Consider the following 16,074-nt stretch of genomic DNA (forward strand, 5'->3'; position numbering starts at 1 on the left):
ATTTGGAGGCAGTTGCAGTTTTAGATATAAAAGATGGAATTGTAGTTCAGGGTAAAGCTGGAGATAGAGAAAATTATCAAGCTATAGAAAGCAGAATAGTTGCTGATAATGATAAGAGCCCCCTGGCTGTTGCTGAAGCATTCTATAATAAATTAGCTATTAAAAAATTATATATTGCAGATTTAGATGCAATAATGAAAAAGAATGAGAATAATATAGATAAAATAAAAAAGATCAAACAAGAACTTCCCGAATTGGAAATAATGCTGGATGCAGCTTTAGTTGATTATAAAAATGCTCAAAATTATTTGGATGATTTTTTGGATTATTATATAATTGCCACTGAAAGCTTAACTGATCTTAAATATTTGAAAAAATTCAGCAGTTACAGTGAAAAAATAATTGTTAGTATTGATTTAAAGGCTGGTCAATTAATGCATAATCTTAAGCAGTGGGAGAAGAAAAAAACTAATCAGATAATTGAAGAAATTAAAGGCTATGGTTTTAATAAATTTATTATTCTTGATATAGCTGCAGTGGGAACAAGAAAAGGTATTGCAGCATATATTAAAGATTTAAAGAACTCCTTTCCAGAACTTGAATTTATTACCGGGGGTGGAGTGAGAGATTACAGAGATATTAAACCCTTAAAAAGGCTTTCTTTTGCTGGAGTTTTGATTGCAACTGCTTTTCATAATGGCTCATTAGGTAGAAAAGAAGTAGAATTAATAGAAAATGATAAAGTATTATATAAAATTGCTTGGTGTATTACAGGGGCAGGACATTTTTTAGAAGAATCAATTGAACAAATAGAAAGGCTTAAAAGTAAATTTGAAAATTTAGAGATAGATATCTATCTTTCTAAAGCTGGTTTTGAGGTTTTGAAAATATATAAATTGTATAATAGATTAGAAGAACTTGGCTCAGAAATCCACAAAGATAGTGCTGCTAGTGCTCCAATAATGGGCAGACTTTATAAGGGTCATTATGACCTTTTGGTGAGTTCACCAACAACCTCAAATACAGTGGCAAAAGTTGTTCATGGAATTTCTGATTCACTTGTAAGTAATTTTTTAGCTCATGCAGCTAAATCTAAGGTGCCAATACTTTTATTAGCTACTGATACTGAAGAAGAACTTGTTTCAGCTGCGCCTAATAAAATGGTAGATGTTTACCCAAGGGAAATAGATATTAAAAATACTAAAAAGTTAAAATCTATCAAGAATCTAGATCTTATCTCATATCCAGAAGAGGTGGAGCAATGGTTGAAAAATTATTTATTACAGGTAAATTAGCTTACCCAGCCCTTAATAACACCTTAAAAAAACTTGATTTAAAATATGATTATCAGATCGTTAAACTGCCGATTACTGTTGCAGCATTAATGGACAGCAGCTTTATCTGTAAAAAGCTAAAAAAATATAAGGGTGATTTTTTAGAAAGTGCCGGTAAATTAGAGATTATAATACCTGGTAGATCACAAGCAGAAATAAGTAAATTAGAAGCATGTTTTAATAATAAAAAGCTTAAATTTCGCCAGGGTCCAGATGAGATAATGGATCTTCCAGAGTTTTTAGGCAAGAAGAAAATTAAAGTTAATTTAGAAGCAGAAAAAAGAAAAAATAAAATATTGGCTGAAATAAATGCAGCTGCTCTGCTGCCGATTTCAGAAATAGTTAAAAAAGCAGAATATTATAAAAAATCTGGAGCTGATATAATTGATTTAGGTTGTGTAAATGGAAGGGAGTTTCCCCATTTAGAAAAAACAATTAATATCTTAAAAGAAAAAGGATTCACTTTAAGTATTGATAGTTTTAATTCAGAAGAGATAAAAAGAGCAGATAAGGCAGGAATTGATTACTTATTAAGTATTAACAGCCACAATATTTCTTTAATTAACGGGGAAAATTCGTTTACTCCGGTTGTGATTCCCGATCCAGATAAAGATTCTTTAAAATCTTTATTTGCCAATATAGAAGAGCTTGAAAAAAGAGGCTGTAAAAACTATATTGTTGATCCAATCTTAGATCCGGTTAATTTTGGTTTTAGTGATTCACTGTTTAGATATTTAAAGCTAGTTAAAGAAATAAATATTAATCAATCAATAATGATGGGGGTAGGTAATTTAATAGAATTAAGTGACTGTGATAGTGTTGGACTTAATTTTATAACTGCTGCTTTGGCAGTGGAGTTAAATATTGATTTTTTATTAACTACCGAAGCCTCATTTAAAACCAGGGGAGCAGTAAAAGAACTAGACCTAGCTTTAAAAATTATTTCCTATGCTGCCCAAAATAACAGCTTGCCCAATAATATTTCAGAGTTACTGTTAAATTTAAAAGACAGAAAAGATCTTAATTACAGCCCGGAAGAAATTACAGAACTGGCAGAATCGATAAAAGATAAAAATTATAGAATTTTAAATGACGGTCAGAATATAAATATTTTTAACTCGGAAGAATATTATAAAGGGCAAAATATAAATCAGCTTTTTAACAGTTTATCAGATGTTAATGAACATTCACATGCTTTTTATTTAGGTAAAGAACTGCAAAAAGCTTATACTGCTCTTAAACTTGCCAAAAATTATCGCCAGGAAGATGAGCTTAATTGGGGTTATTTAAATCAAAAATTTGAGGGAGAAAATAATGATAATTGAAACAGTAATGACCAGTTTAAATAATAAAAATGAACTAAATTTTTCTGCAATTGGAGTTCAGTTCATTAAAGATAAGCTAGTATTTTATCCTTATAAAAACACTATAACAGCTGAAAATATCTTGGCTACAAAAAGAGGAGTTGTAAATATTGTTGATAGGAGTTATTACCTTGTTTTAGCAGCTCTTTCTGAAGCAAGCTTTGCAGTTAAAGAAACAGCTTTAGGCAATTATTATTTAAAAGATTGCTGTAATTATTATGAGTTTCAACTTTCAGCTATTTCTGATCTGGGTGAAAAATATAAAATAAATGCTAAAATAACTGCCCAAAATAATATTAGTAATTTTATAGGTTTTAATAGGGCAGATAACCTTCTTCTTGAAGCAGCAGTAATAGCTTCAAGAATTGGAATAACTAAAAAAGTAAAAGATTTAAAAAATTATTTGGCAGAAAATAGAGAAATTATTTTCAAAACAGGTGATCACAAGTCTAAAGAAAGTTATCTTTTTTTAAAAGAATATTTACAAAGGCAGGAGGAATAAATAATTGCTAAAAATAAAAACTCCAGCAAGAATTCATTTCGGACAGCTTGATTTGAATGGTGATTTAGGTAGAATATATGGTGGCTCAGGGGTAGGTGTAAAAGAACCTTACACTTTAATCTATTTCGAAAAAAGCACTAAGCTCGAAGTAGAGGGGCATAATAATATTAAAAATATTGCCGAAGATTTTTTGCGCAGTTTAAAAAAAGAAAATCTACTAGCAGAAGATGCAGCTATAAAAATTAATGTTGAAAAACTTTTGCCTGCTCACTGTGGGCTAGGCTCAGGAACTCAAATCGGACTTTCTATAGCTGAGGCAGTTAATCACTTATATGATTTAAATTTAAAAGAAAAAAGAGCTGCTAATTTGGTAAACAGAAAACACAGCCGTTCAGCTATTGGTTTTGGGGCTTTTTATCAGGGGGGATTTATTGTTGATGGTGGCCGACCTACTTCTCAAAAAAAGAATGATAATTATTTACCGCCAATATTATTGAGAGAAGAAATACCGGAAAACTGGCATTTTATAATTATAATATTAAATGAGGCCAGTGATAAAGTTGCCGGAAAAAAAGAAATAAAAATATTTAATAACATAGAAAAAATGCAGCTTAAAAAAAGTGCAGAAAACTGTCATCACCTTGTACTTGGAATGCTGCCAGCTCTAGCAGAAAATAATTTAAGCAAATTTGCCAAACACCTTAACATAATAGAAGATAATGTCGCTAATTATTTTGCTCATATCCAGGGAGGTAAATACAGCAGTCCTTGTTCAGAAGAGCTTATTGATTTAATGGAAAGAGAAGGTATTCAGGCTAGAGGACAAAGTTCTTGGGGACCAAGTCTTTATGGGATAGCAGGAGATAAAGAAAAATTGCTTAAAATAAAAAGAAAATTAGAAAATGAATATTCTACAATCATTAAAAATGTTTATATAACTAAGGCTGCTAATAGTGGAGCTGAAATTAGTTTAGTTCAAAAATAATACACTGTGTATAAATTTTAAACATAATAAAATAATTATTTGCAATAGTAAAAATATTCACATAATAAAGGGCTTAACTTTACTATAATAACAGGCCTAAAAAAAATTTTGATTTTAGCTTTGATTGGAACACTTTATGCATTATATATAAGTGGAGTTAAAATTAACTAGTTTTCAACTTAGAATCATAATATTTTTTGTTGATTTCAGCTGAGATATCCTTATAAAGGGGTTATTTATCTGGAATCAAAAATTACTTTATAGAAAGGAGGGTCATCTTAAATAGTAGGGGGTTAGAAGACTGAATAATTTGAAAATTGGGTTAGTTGTTTTGAAAAATTAAATCTAAACTTACAGAGGGGGATGTTTTATGGTTGATGTAGCAAAAATTGCTAAGAAAATGATTGATGAAGCTGTAGCAGCTCAAATGGCTGATGTTGGTGTATTTAAAGCAAAGAGAGGTCAGAAGTTTAAAATCACTGATGCTAAGCCTTATGTTGATGCAGTTAAAAACATGAAAGCAGTTGAGGGTCAATGTAAAGAAGTAATTGATCTTCATGTTGAATCTGTAAAAGCTCATTATGAGATTCTAAAAGATTTAACTGATACTATTGCTCCAAAAGATGATCCATTTGTAGAGCATTATCAGACACCTCCAATTCTTGAAATTCTTTATGAAGATGATCCTGATTTCCGTGCTGCAGCTGAGAAGTTTATGGCTCAGCTTGAAGCTGATGAAGCTTTAATTGCTAGAGAGTCTATGCGTAGATATGGTGGAATGTATGGTCCTACCTGTGTTGTTGACTTTGCATTTAGTCCGGGTTCAGTAAGTAATGTTGTTAATGAGGTTCTTAAAAATACTGATATTGACGGAGATTATAAAAAGACATTATTAGCTTCTAAGTCCTGGGGTATGAATACTTCTTATGGTATTGGTGCTGCCTTTACTGAAGCTGTTGAAGCTGGTAAAACTGCAGCAGAAGCAGCTAGATTAGAAGTAGAACAAATGCAAAAAGTCTATGATACTCCTGTACAGGCTCAGATTGATTTAATGGACGATGCAGATATGACTTCATTTGACCAAGCTGAATACATGAAGCGCTATAAAGAACGGATGAAGCCTTTTGTATTAGCAGCAAAAGAAGCTGGTGTACATCCTGCAAATATCGTTGTAGTACCTGCTTACTGTGTTGGGGATGTAGGACACCATATAGCTGAATCAACCTTTAACATGCTTAAAGATGATGTTAATATGGAAATAGTAGAAGTTGTATCAAATATAATGAAAAATACTCTAGAAAGAGGTCTAGAAGCTGGATATGACAGTCTCTATGATGTTTTAAGTGTTGCTACTGGATCTACTGCAGCAGCAGTTAGTGCTATGTTATGGGATGAAGGATTTACTTCTCCAATGATAATTGATCTGCTGACAAAGAGATTCCACAACTATGTAAATCTAAATCCTGCTAGAGGACAGGCTGCTGAATTACACAATGTTGACTTCATGGATATGATCCACCGTGGAGATAAAATTATTGATGATGAACCTATCGGAGCTGGCTGTAAAGTTAAGGGCGTAGAAGTTGACTTTAGTCCATGGTCTGAAAGTGAAATTCTCAATAATCTACACCGCTATGCTTATCCAGCTTGTTCTATAACAGTTAAGTTTTCTTCCTTCATGCGTATGGCTGACTTCCCTTGTCTCTTAACTAGTGAGCCAGTTACTGCTACCTTAATGACCAATATTATTGCAACTGATCCAGGTCAGGTAGTTGCTCCTGCACGTTATTGTAAAGATTGTGCAGTATGTCTATACGTTAAGAAACACAAGCATTGTAACTGGAAGGATACTGTTTAAAATCTCATAGGTGAGCTATAAATAAATAAATCTTTGTTGAAGACAGTGGAATATTCCACTGTCTTCACAAATTATATAGGGGTGAAAAGATGAAAAAACTTTTAATTCAACTGGATACAGATAAAAGGGTTAGTACTTTTGATCAGGTTGTAGCTTATGATGCTGGAGTGGATAATATTATTGCTCACTCTGAAATAAGCAAAGAAGAAGTAGAAGATATTATCTATGGTGCTATTTTTACCCGCAGTGCAAAAAAGTTAAAAAACACCGCTGTATTTATTGGTGGTTCTGATGTTGAAGCTGGGGAAGAAATTATGAAAGCTGTTAAAGATGTCTTTTTTGCCAATTACAGTATCTCTACTATGTTGGATTCAAATGGCTCTAATACTACTGCAGCAGCAGCAGTATTAAAGATCAGAGAAGCTATTGATTTGGTTAATAAAAAAGTAGTTATACTAGCAGGTACAGGACCGGTTGGGGTTAGAGCAGCTGCTCTTTTTGCTAAAGAAGGTGCTTCTGTAACAATAACTTCTCGTAAACAAGCTAAGGCTGATAGAAAAGCTGAAAAGATTAGAGAAGAATATGATCTAGAAGATCTAAAAGGCTTAGAAGCAAATACTGATGAAGAATTTAGAGAGGCTATTAAAGCTAAAGATATTATCTTATCTGCTGGACCTCCTAAAATAAATTTCTTAAAAGAAGATATGTGGAAAAATACTGAAGGAATAAAAGTAATGGCTGATATTAATGCTGTAAGTCCTGCCGGAATAGAAGGTATAAAACCACAAGATGATGGTGAAAAGCTTGATGATATTACAGTTTTTGGTGCCTTAGGTATTGGTGGCTTAAAAATGAAGCTTCATAAAAAAGCTGTAGCCAGTTTGTTTAAAGATAATGATAAAGTCTTAAATGCTTTAGAAATCTATAAGCTTTATGAGAAGATTTAAATAATGAACTTAATTGTCAGTGCTTTTTCCAGTCGAGCATTAGCAGAAACTGCTGCACTATATGGTGCAAAAATATATTCTTTTGACTTTTTTGCCGATCAAGATTTAAAAAAATATGCTGAAAAATCATATTCATTAAAAAAATCTCAAAAAAAATACACTACAGAAGAATTATATAGAGCTATGCAAAGATTTTTATTAGCAAATAAAGAAAAAACATTTCATTTCTGCTATGCTTCTGACTGGGATAACCACTATCAATTGCTTTCTAAACTGGAGGCTAATGATAATTTAATTATAACTGGTAATTCAGCAGCTGTAATAAAAGAATTAAGCGGTAGTAAAAATAAAATCAGCTTATTTAATTTAATTAAAGAATCAGAATTTAAGCTACCTGAAGTGATTTTTAATCTAAAAGATTTAGCAAAAATTAGTGATAATACCACTTCTCTTTATCTGCAAAAACCTATCAGAAGTGGTGGTGGGAATAATATAGAAATTATAAAATCTAAAGAAGAAATATTTCAGAGACTTAAAGAAAGCAAAAAAGATAATTACTATTTTGAAAAATATATCGAAGGTGAGTTATTGTCTTTACAATTTGTGGCTGATGGTCAAAAAGCAGAGCTGATATCTTTCAGCAGGCAGTTAACAGCTCCAGATTCAGATTCTCCATTTAAATATGGTGGTAATATTTTGTTTAGACCTTCTTCAATTTTAGTTGAAAAAGCAAAAAAATTGATTAATCTTTTAACTAAGGAATATTCTTTAATGGGAATTAATGGAGTAGACTTCATAAAAAGGGGCAGTGATCTATATTTTCTTGAATTAAATCCTAGATTTACAGCAGCAGTTGAATTACTGCTTGATATTTATGGCAGCCAATTATTTGCTGCTTATCTTGAAGATTCTTTAAAAGAGAATTATTTAGAAAAATATTTAAAAGAATTAAGAAATATTAAAGCAAAAATTATTCTTTACTGCAGCTATGATTTAAAGGTTACTGATAATATAAGTCAAAAAATAGCTAAAATAAGTTCTAATAATTGCAAATTTAAAATTAAAGATATTCCTAAAAAAGGAGAATTGTTTTCTCAAGGTGAACCATTATCTACTTTAATAATTGAAACAGAAAACGAAAAAAAACTCTGGAATAATTATCACTATTTAAGTAAAAAAATAAAAGGAGAATTTACAAAAAAAATTTAAAAAATTTTTGTTTTTAATCTTTGTTTTTATCAGATTTTAAAAAGGAGGGATAATTTTGCTTAAAAATAAAAGTTTTACCCTGATAACAGGTAGAACTATTAAACAGGGAATGGCTTCAGTCTCTGGTAAAAAAAATGAGGGATATAAAAAAGAAACAGCTTATGTAGAAATAAGTAAAGAAATACTGAAAAAATATAATTTAGAAGAAGATGAAAAAATTATTTTAGAAAGTGATTCTGGTCAAGTAGAAGTTAGATGTAAGGGAGCTGAACTTTCTGATAAAATAGTTTTTATGCCTTATGGAAAAACTGCTAATAAATTAATTGGTACAGATACAGGTGGAACAGGAATGCCTAACTCTAAAAGCAAAGTGGTAAAGATAAAACGAAAGGAGGAGAAGGCTAATTGACTAATGTAAAAGAACACAAAAATATTACCTGTACATTTTGTGGAGCTCTCTGTGATAATATTGAGGTAGAGGTAGAAAATAATCAAATAAAAAAGTTAAGAAATGTTTGTGCAATTTCCAGAAAGAAATACGAGCATGCTCTTGAAGATAGAACAGTTCCAATGATAAATGGCCAAAAAAGTGATTATCAAAGTGTGATTACAAAGGCTGCAGAAATCCTTAAAAATAGTAAAAATCCATTGATTTATGGCTTGAGCAGCACAACTGCTGAGGGACAAAAAAATGCCGTTAAATTAGCTGAATTATCTGGAGCAAATATTGATAGTACTTCTTCGGTTTGTCATGGGCCAGGTACAATGGCAAAACAGCTGGTTGGGATGGTAACAGCAACCTTAGGTGAAATTAAAAACCGCTCTGATTTAATGCTTTTTTGGGGTGCTAATCCTGTGGAAGCTCATCCTAATCATTCAAAAAGATACAGCATTTTAGCTGAGGGCTTATTCAAAAAGAACCGTTCAGAAAGAGAAATAATTGCCTTTGATGTCAGAAAAACACCAACTGCTAAGATGGCTGATCATTATGTAGAACTTGAGCCTGGCAAAGACTTCGAACTACTAATGGCTTTACGGCTTTTGATAAATGGTAAAGAGCTAAATTCAGAAAAAGATGAAATTGCTGGAGTGAAAATTACAGAAATCAAAGAAATTGCCGAAAAATTAAAAAATGCTAAATATGGCAGTATTTTTTATGGAATGGGTCTAACTATGACCGGAGCAAAATATATGAATACCTGGGCAGCAATGAGCTTGATCAGGGATCTCAACAGTTATGGTCGCTTTGTAATGATGCCGATGCGGGGACATGGTAATGTAGCAGGTAGTGAAATAACTATGGCCTGGCAGACTGGTTATCCCTTTGCTGTTAATTTTAGTCGAGCTTATCCGCGCTATAATCCTGGTGAATATACTGCTGTGGATTTGCTGGCTAATAAGGAGGTTGATGCAGCATTTATTATTGCTTCAGATCCAGCTGCAAACTTACCTCATCAAGCTGCAGCATTTTTAAAAGAGATACCAACTATTGTCCTTGATCCTCACTGGAACCTTACTACTGACCTGGCAGATGTAATTATTCCTTCTGCTATAAAAGGGATTACTGCCACAGGAACAGTTTATAGAATGGATCATGTACCTCTCCATTTGCGTTCTTTTTTAGAAGATCAATGGCCAGATGATGCAGAAGCTGTTTCTAGAATAGGGGAGCTGATTGAAAATGCTTAAATTAAAAAATGCTTTAATATATGATCCCAAAAATAATAAAGCTGGTGTTAAAGAAGATATCTGGATTGAAAATGAAAAAATAGTAGCAGAACCTTCAGAGAGAAAAATTAAAGAATTAAAAGAAAAAGATATTTTAGAAGAAATAGATTTAGAAAATAAAATTGTTATGGCCGGTGGAGTAGATATTCACTCCCATATTGCCGGGCCTAAAGTTAATTCTGGTCGTGTTTTAAGGCCTGAAGATCACAGAAGAGATAATGTGCCAAGAAAAGGAAAACTACGTTCAGGGGTTGGCTCTACAGTTCCATCCAGCTATGTAACCGGTTATCGTTATAGTTTGATGGGTTATACAACTGTGATGGAAGCAGCAGGTCCACCGATGAAAGCCAAGCATATTCATGAAGAATTTAATGATCTACCCTTTATAGACAAAGGCTTTTTAGTTTTGAGTGGTAATAATTATTTTGTTTTAAAATTTATCAGTGAAAATAATTTTACAGCACTTAAAAATTATTTGGCTTGGTTAATAGATGTTACAGGTGCTTTTGCATTAAAAGTTGTTAATCCAGGTGGAGTTGAAGCCTGGAAAGAGGGTAAGAGGATGAGAGGTATCCACAATAAAGGAACATCATTTAATTTAAGTCCTTCAGAAATTTTGCTGGCCTTAGCAAAGGCAAATGATGAACTTGGAATACCACATGCTATACATGTGCATACAAATGATCTTGGTACTGCAGGTAATTTCAAAACAACAAATGAAACTCTGCAGCTGCTCAAAGATTATAGAGTTCATGTAACCCATATTCAGTTTAGCAGTTATGGTAAGACTGAAAATGATAAGGTGAAATTTATCACTGCAACTGATCAAGTAGCAGCAGAGATAAATCGTCAGCCAAAACTAACTGTTGATATTGGGCAGTTAGTATTTGGAGAAGCTACTACCATGACTGCAGATGGAATTTTGGAATATAATCTTCATAAGCTATCAGGTAATAAATGGGTTAATACTGATGTGGAAATGGAAACTGGTTCAGGGATTGTACCTATGAATTATAAGAAGAAAAATCTTGTTAATGATATTCAGTGGGCTACAGGGATGGAGTTATTCTTGAAAATAGAAGACCCCTGGAAGGTATTTTTAACAACAGATCATCCTAATGCTGGTCCTTTTACTGCTTATCCCTGGATAATAAAATTATTAATGGACAGTAATTACAGAAATGATTATATTTCTGGAATGCATAAGAACTTTGATGATTACACAGATTTGAGTAATTTGACTCGTGAATATGATCTATCTGAAATTGCAGTTATCAGTCGTTCAGGTCCTGCTAAAGCACTTGGGCTGGAAAACAAGGGACACTTAGGTGTTGGAGCAGACGCAGATATAACAGTTTATGATAATTTAGAAAAGAGAGATATTGCAGAAGTATTTGCAAAACCTAAATATGTATTTAAATCAGGTAGGATGATCGTTAAAGATGGTGAATTAATAACTGAACTGCAAAGTGGTAAAACATTAATGACCAAACCAGATTATGACCCTCAGATCGCAGAAGATATTAGAGAAGAATTCCAAAAATATTATAGTATTTCCATTGATAATTATGGAGTTACAGACAACTATTATAAGAAAGTCGAGGTGGTTCCATGCAATTTCAAGGGATAGAAATAGAAAATACATTTGCAGAAGCATTTAATATGTATGGAACAAGGATAATTGTTACTGCAGATAATAAAAGATGGGCTGAGATTGCTGCCCGTGAATCAACAGGTTTTGCAACCTCAATTATTGAATGTGGTATCGAAGCTGGAATAGAAAAAGAACTTAGCAGTGCAGAAACCTTAGATGGTAGACCAGGCTACAGCTTGCTCTTTTTTACCATGAAAAAAGACAGCCTCCAAAAAGAATTAAGGAAAAGAGTTGGCCAAACTATTATGACTGCAGCTACAGCCGCCTGTTATAATGGTTTAAATAGCGAAGAAAAAATAAATGTAGGTTCCAATATCCGCTATTTTGGTGATGGTTATCAAATTTCTAAACTCTATGCTCAAAGAAGATTTTGGCGAATTCCAATTATGGGTGGCGAATTTTTGATTGAAGAAAGTTTTGGTATTCAAAAAGGTCTTGGGGGCGGAAATATTATTATAGTTGCTAAAGATAGGGAAAAAGCCCTTAAGGCAGCAGAGAAAGCTGTTAAAGCAATGAAAAAAGTTGAAGGTATTGTTATGCCGTTCCCAGGTGGGATTGTCAGCAGTGGGAGTAAAGTTAAATCAAAATATTCATTTTTAAATGCTTCTACTAATACTCCTTATTGTCCAACTATAAAAGCTCAGGTCGAGACTGAACTTCCTCCTGAGGCTGGCTCTGTACTTGAAATAGTTATAGATGGTTTAAGTGTCAAAGCTGTAGAAGAAGCAATGAAGCTTGGCATAAAAGCTGCTGCTCTTGAAGGAGTAATTAAAATAACTGCAGGTAATTATGGAGGAGATCTTGGTTCTGAAAATATCTATCTTCATGAAATATTAAGAGGTGATCTTAGTGAGTAAATTAGAATTGACTTTGAAAAGAGAAAATCCTGCGCTAATAAAAAAAGCTAATAAAATTATTGGCAAAGTTCCTGTTGAAGCCCAAAATATAAAACCTTCTTTATTAAAAGACCTCAATATTTCTGAGATAGGAGAGATAGAATTATTAAGTGGTAAAGAAAGTTATCTGCTCAAAGATTTTTTCGAAATTGAGGGAAGTCCTTCAGAAGAAATAATTATCAATGGTGATTTAAGCAATTTTAAATACCTTGGAGCAGCTATGGAGACGGGAAGTATTACGGTCAATGGCAATTTAGGTATGCATGCTGCTTCAGAAATGAAAGCTGGTTATCTGGAAGTCAATGGAAATGTAGGGGATTGGCTTGGAGCAGAAATGACTGGAGGCTTTATTAAAATAAATGGTCATGCTGGTAATTATGTGGGTGCTGCTTTTAGAGGAGATACCTTAGGCATGAATCGTGGTGTTATATATATCAAAGGAAATGCTGGCAATTTTGTTGCTAACAAAATGCGTAGAGGCGAAATAATAATCGAAGGAGATTGTGGTGAACTGCTGGCTGCTCAAATGATAGCTGGTTCGGTTTATGTTTTTGGTAGTTGTAAGAACAGAGTTGGAGCTGGAATGAAAAGAGGTACAATAATTACTTTAAATGAAGTGGAGATGCTGCCAACTTTTAATTATAATATTAGTTATTTTCCTGATTTTCTCAATATAGCTTATAATCATTTAAAAAAAGATTATGGAATAGAGGTTCCTCCTCAGGCATATAAAAGGAGATATAAGCGATATACTGGTGATAATACCGAGTTAGGGAAAGGAGAAATACTGATATGGGAAAACGTTTAGCCCTTAACAAAAATGCTGTAATGTTGGTTAAAGAAATGCTTAAAAAGAGAAGGAAGTTAAATATCGATTTACATCATTATGATGATGGAATTACAGTAATCGATGGTGGAATTAATGTTAAGGGAGGATATGAAGCAGGAGCATATTTTTCCGAAATCTGTTTAGGTGGAATGGGGAAAGTTGATTTTTGTGATTATGAAATTGATTCTTATCTAATCCCTGCTGTTAAGGTGCAGGTTGATCACCCCCTAGAAGCATGTATGTTATCCCAATATGCAGGTTGGAAAATAGAAAAAGATGACTTTTTTGCCATGGGATCTGGCCCAGGCAGAATGCTGGTCCGAAAAGAAGAAATAATAAAAGAATATGATTCATATTATGAAAGCAAAAATGCTCCAGCAGTTATAGTGCTTGAAACATCTCAACTCCCAGATGAAAGTACAGCTGAGTATATAGTTGATGAGATGACAACCCCTTGTAGTGACAGCTATATTTTGGTAGCTCCAACTGAATCTTTAGTTGGTTCAATCCAAATTAGTGCCAGAATTGTAGAAACAGGGATGCATAAACTCCATGAATTAGATTTTGATCTTAGAAAAGTTGAAGCTGGCTGGGGAGTTTGCCCAATATCACCAACAGCAGATGAGAGTCTAAAAGGAATTGGTAGAACTAATGATGCTGTTTTATATGGTGGGACAGCCTATTATCAATTTTATTGTGAAGATAAAGAAATCGAAAAAATACTTGAACAGATACCCTCATCTTCATCAGAGGATTATGGAGAAAAGTTTATCACTCTCTTTAAACGTTACAATAACTTTTATGATATAGATCCCATGCTTTTTAGTCCTGCACGTGTTATAATAAATAATAGGAAAAGCGGAAAAGTATTTAAAGCAGGTCAAATAAATAAAAAAATATTAACTGATTCATTTTTCCAGTAATTATTGCTTATAAAGGGAGGTAAGTAATTGCAGGCTATAATTTTGTCTTCTGATGATGGATGGCATATTAAAGAATTAAAAAATGCTTTAAAAAAACATAATATTCTCTCAAAAAGAGTTGCTTTTAAAGAACTAGGAGCAGCAGTTGAAGGCTCTTTTCATCTTAAAAATAGAGAGGAAATTTTTGATGAGGTTGATTATATTTTTATTAGAATTATTCCGGGTGGGAGTTTAGAGCAGATTATTTTAAGAATGGATATTTTAAATAGAATGTCTGCTTTAGGTAAAAAGATTATTAACAAACCTTCTGTGATTGAAAAAACTGTTGATAAATATTATACTCAGTTTTTACTTGCAGATCAGGGTATTCCCACCCCTGAAACTTTTGTTAGCGAGGATTTTGAACAGGCATTAGAATTTTTTGATAAATGGCAGGATATTATTTTAAAACCTCTTTTTGGTTCATTAGGGAAGGGCATTGTTCGGATTACCGATGAGGATACAGCCTACAGAGTTTTTAGAGCCTGGGAGCAGAATAATTTTGTCTATTATATACAAAGATATATAGAACATGGTAATAGTGACCTTAGAGTTTTTGTTTGTAAAGGAGAAATTATTGCTGCTTCAAAAAGGTGTGGTAGAAACTGGAAAACTAATGTGGCAAGAGGTGCTGTAAGCAAAAAAGTATCTCTTCCCTCTCACATTAAAGAATTAGCTTTAAAATCTGCCTCTGTTTTAGATTTAGATTATGCTGGTATAGATATTGTATTAAAAAATGGAGATTTTGATGATCCATATCTTATTGAGGTTAATAGTATACCAGGCTGGCATGGTCTACAGCAAATAACCGATTTTAATATTGCAGAAAAAATTGTAGAATTATTACTTCAATAAATTGGAGATTGGAGGGAGCGGGATGAGATTGACTGATCAAGGGGTTGCCCAGGCTCTGCAGATTGCCTGTTTATTAGAGGCAAGTACTCCTAAACCAGGGAATGTTAGTCCAAATAAAGAATTCGAAGATTTAAATTATAGAGATTTTTTATACAGTTCAGCAGCAATATTTCCTGCTTTTTTAAAATTAGAGCAGAAAAGTGTTGGAGAAATAATTTATCAGGCTATATATGAAACTCATTCTTTTATAGAAAGCAACACCAATTTAGGTATAGTACTTCTTTGTAGCCCTTTAGCTTATGCATATGCTCAGTTAAGAGCTAAAAATGAGATTGAAAAGTTTCAGCAAAATGAATTAATCAAAGAACTAAGAAAAGAACTTAACTTAGTTTTAAATAATTTAGATCAAAAAGATGCAGAATACTGTTACAAGGCAATAAATTATTCAAAAGCTGGTAATTTGAAAGAGGTTGACCAAGCTGATTTAAGTGAAAAACCGAAAATAACTCTTTTAAAAGCTATGCAGTTAGCTGAAAAAAGGGATAATATAGCATTTGAATATGCAAATAATTATTCTATAACTTTTGATTATGCTTATCCTCATTTTCAAAAGTACAGTCGAATCTATAATAAAATAGATAAAATAATTATAATGACTTTTTTAGAGATATTAGCTGAATACCCTGATAGCTTAATCGCCAGAAAACATGGTGATAAAAAAGCAGCAGAGATAAGTGCAGCAGCTAAAAAAGTTTTGAAATCGATAAATAGTGGGCAGGCTGATTTTTGGCAGAAAATCGATGATTTTGATCAAAAATTAAGAGCAGAAAAATATAAAGTTAATCCTGGAACTACTGCTGATTTAATAACAGCAGTAATATTTTTAGCTATTTTAATTTCAGGCAAAGAACTGATTAAGCGGTGGGAAGATTAGTTAATTAGGAGGGGAAT

15 protein-coding genes are annotated in these 16,074 nt (G+C 32.6%); all 15 read left to right on the forward strand.

The genetic code is table 11. The features are described from left to right. Positions 1-2: 2 nt before the first annotated feature. The 15 genes from LJ207_RS02015 to LJ207_RS02085 all read left to right on the forward strand — a co-directional run bounded on the left by LJ207_RS02015 (position 3) and on the right by LJ207_RS02085 (position 16,057). On the forward strand, positions 3-1,295 hold the full coding sequence (locus LJ207_RS02015; protein ID WP_229343608.1) for a HisA/HisF-related TIM barrel protein: 1,293 nt from the start codon (positions 3-5) through the stop codon (positions 1,293-1,295). Further along, positions 1,262-2,659 (forward strand): DUF6513 domain-containing protein, encoded by a 1,398-nt coding sequence (locus tag LJ207_RS02020; RefSeq protein WP_229343609.1) that lies wholly within the window; start codon positions 1,262-1,264, stop codon positions 2,657-2,659. The genes LJ207_RS02015 and LJ207_RS02020 overlap by 34 nt, the downstream gene beginning before the upstream one ends. After that, a complete protein-coding gene (locus LJ207_RS02025; protein ID WP_229343611.1) occupies positions 2,649-3,200 on the forward strand; it encodes a DUF447 domain-containing protein in 552 nt (183 codons plus the stop codon). Before LJ207_RS02020 ends, LJ207_RS02025 begins: the two co-directional genes overlap by 11 nt. A 4-nt stretch (positions 3,201-3,204) precedes the next feature. Beyond that, on the forward strand, positions 3,205-4,185 hold the full coding sequence (locus LJ207_RS02030; RefSeq protein ID WP_229343613.1) for a beta-ribofuranosylaminobenzene 5'-phosphate synthase family protein: 981 nt from the start codon (positions 3,205-3,207) through the stop codon (positions 4,183-4,185). A 370-nt stretch (positions 4,186-4,555) separates the two neighbouring features. After that, positions 4,556-6,043: a DUF2193 domain-containing protein gene (locus LJ207_RS02035; protein WP_229343615.1), complete on the forward strand. Its 1,488-nt coding sequence runs from the start codon at positions 4,556-4,558 to the stop codon at positions 6,041-6,043. A gap of 89 nt (positions 6,044-6,132) precedes the next feature. Then, positions 6,133-6,990: an NAD(P)-dependent methylenetetrahydromethanopterin dehydrogenase gene (locus tag LJ207_RS02040; RefSeq protein ID WP_229343617.1), complete on the forward strand. Its 858-nt coding sequence runs from the start codon at positions 6,133-6,135 to the stop codon at positions 6,988-6,990. A 3-nt stretch (positions 6,991-6,993) separates the two neighbouring features. After that, positions 6,994-8,199, forward strand: a complete 1,206-nt coding sequence (locus tag LJ207_RS02045) for an ATP-grasp domain-containing protein (protein WP_229343619.1) — start codon at positions 6,994-6,996, stop codon at positions 8,197-8,199. Positions 8,200-8,254: 55 nt separating this feature from the next. Further along, positions 8,255-8,608 (forward strand): molybdopterin dinucleotide binding domain-containing protein, encoded by a 354-nt coding sequence (locus tag LJ207_RS02050; RefSeq protein WP_229343620.1) that lies wholly within the window; start codon positions 8,255-8,257, stop codon positions 8,606-8,608. Next, entirely contained in the window at positions 8,605-9,888 is a 1,284-nt protein-coding gene (locus LJ207_RS02055) for a formylmethanofuran dehydrogenase subunit B (protein ID WP_229343622.1), read from the forward strand. The genes LJ207_RS02050 and LJ207_RS02055 overlap by 4 nt, the downstream gene beginning before the upstream one ends. Next, a complete protein-coding gene (locus LJ207_RS02060; RefSeq protein WP_229343624.1) occupies positions 9,881-11,557 on the forward strand; it encodes a formylmethanofuran dehydrogenase subunit A in 1,677 nt (558 codons plus the stop codon). The genes LJ207_RS02055 and LJ207_RS02060 overlap by 8 nt, the downstream gene beginning before the upstream one ends. Continuing rightward, positions 11,539-12,438 (forward strand): formylmethanofuran--tetrahydromethanopterin N-formyltransferase, encoded by a 900-nt coding sequence (fhcD, locus tag LJ207_RS02065; protein WP_229343626.1) that lies wholly within the window; start codon positions 11,539-11,541, stop codon positions 12,436-12,438. Before LJ207_RS02060 ends, fhcD begins: the two co-directional genes overlap by 19 nt. After that, entirely contained in the window at positions 12,431-13,285 is an 855-nt protein-coding gene (locus tag LJ207_RS02070) for a formylmethanofuran dehydrogenase subunit C (RefSeq protein ID WP_229343628.1), read from the forward strand. The genes fhcD and LJ207_RS02070 overlap by 8 nt, the downstream gene beginning before the upstream one ends. Next, positions 13,270-14,229, forward strand: coding sequence for a methenyltetrahydromethanopterin cyclohydrolase (mch, locus tag LJ207_RS02075; RefSeq protein ID WP_229343630.1), 960 nt, complete (start codon positions 13,270-13,272; stop codon positions 14,227-14,229). The genes LJ207_RS02070 and mch overlap by 16 nt, the downstream gene beginning before the upstream one ends. A 27-nt stretch (positions 14,230-14,256) precedes the next feature. Further along, positions 14,257-15,123 carry an ATP-grasp domain-containing protein gene (locus LJ207_RS02080; RefSeq protein WP_229343632.1) on the forward strand — a complete coding sequence of 289 codons (867 nt, stop codon included), beginning with the start codon at positions 14,257-14,259 and terminating at the stop codon, positions 15,121-15,123. Between the two features lie 22 nt (positions 15,124-15,145). Further along, positions 15,146-16,057, forward strand: coding sequence for a triphosphoribosyl-dephospho-CoA synthase (locus LJ207_RS02085; RefSeq protein ID WP_229343634.1), 912 nt, complete (start codon positions 15,146-15,148; stop codon positions 16,055-16,057). Positions 16,058-16,074: the final 17 nt, after the last annotated feature.

This window comes from Halanaerobium polyolivorans (assembly GCF_020711195.1).
Classification (GTDB): domain Bacteria; phylum Bacillota; class Halanaerobiia; order Halanaerobiales; family Halanaerobiaceae; genus Halanaerobium; species Halanaerobium polyolivorans.

Excerpts from the sequence above, each read along its gene's own strand:
- LJ207_RS02025 (WP_229343611.1), top strand. The coding sequence starts at position 2,649 with ATGATAATTGAAACAGTAATGACCAGTTTAAATAATAAAAATGAACTA.
- LJ207_RS02045 (WP_229343619.1), top strand. The coding sequence starts at position 6,994 with ATGAACTTAATTGTCAGTGCTTTTTCCAGTCGAGCATTAGCAGAAACT.
- fhcD (WP_229343626.1), top strand. The coding sequence starts at position 11,539 with ATGCAATTTCAAGGGATAGAAATAGAAAATACATTTGCAGAAGCATTT.
- mch (WP_229343630.1), top strand. The coding sequence starts at position 13,270 with ATGGGAAAACGTTTAGCCCTTAACAAAAATGCTGTAATGTTGGTTAAA.
- LJ207_RS02020 (WP_229343609.1), top strand. The coding sequence starts at position 1,262 with ATGGTTGAAAAATTATTTATTACAGGTAAATTAGCTTACCCAGCCCTT.
- LJ207_RS02085 (WP_229343634.1), top strand. The coding sequence starts at position 15,146 with ATGAGATTGACTGATCAAGGGGTTGCCCAGGCTCTGCAGATTGCCTGT.
- LJ207_RS02035 (WP_229343615.1), top strand. The coding sequence starts at position 4,556 with ATGGTTGATGTAGCAAAAATTGCTAAGAAAATGATTGATGAAGCTGTA.
- LJ207_RS02060 (WP_229343624.1), top strand. The coding sequence starts at position 9,881 with ATGCTTAAATTAAAAAATGCTTTAATATATGATCCCAAAAATAATAAA.
- LJ207_RS02040 (WP_229343617.1), top strand. The coding sequence starts at position 6,133 with ATGAAAAAACTTTTAATTCAACTGGATACAGATAAAAGGGTTAGTACT.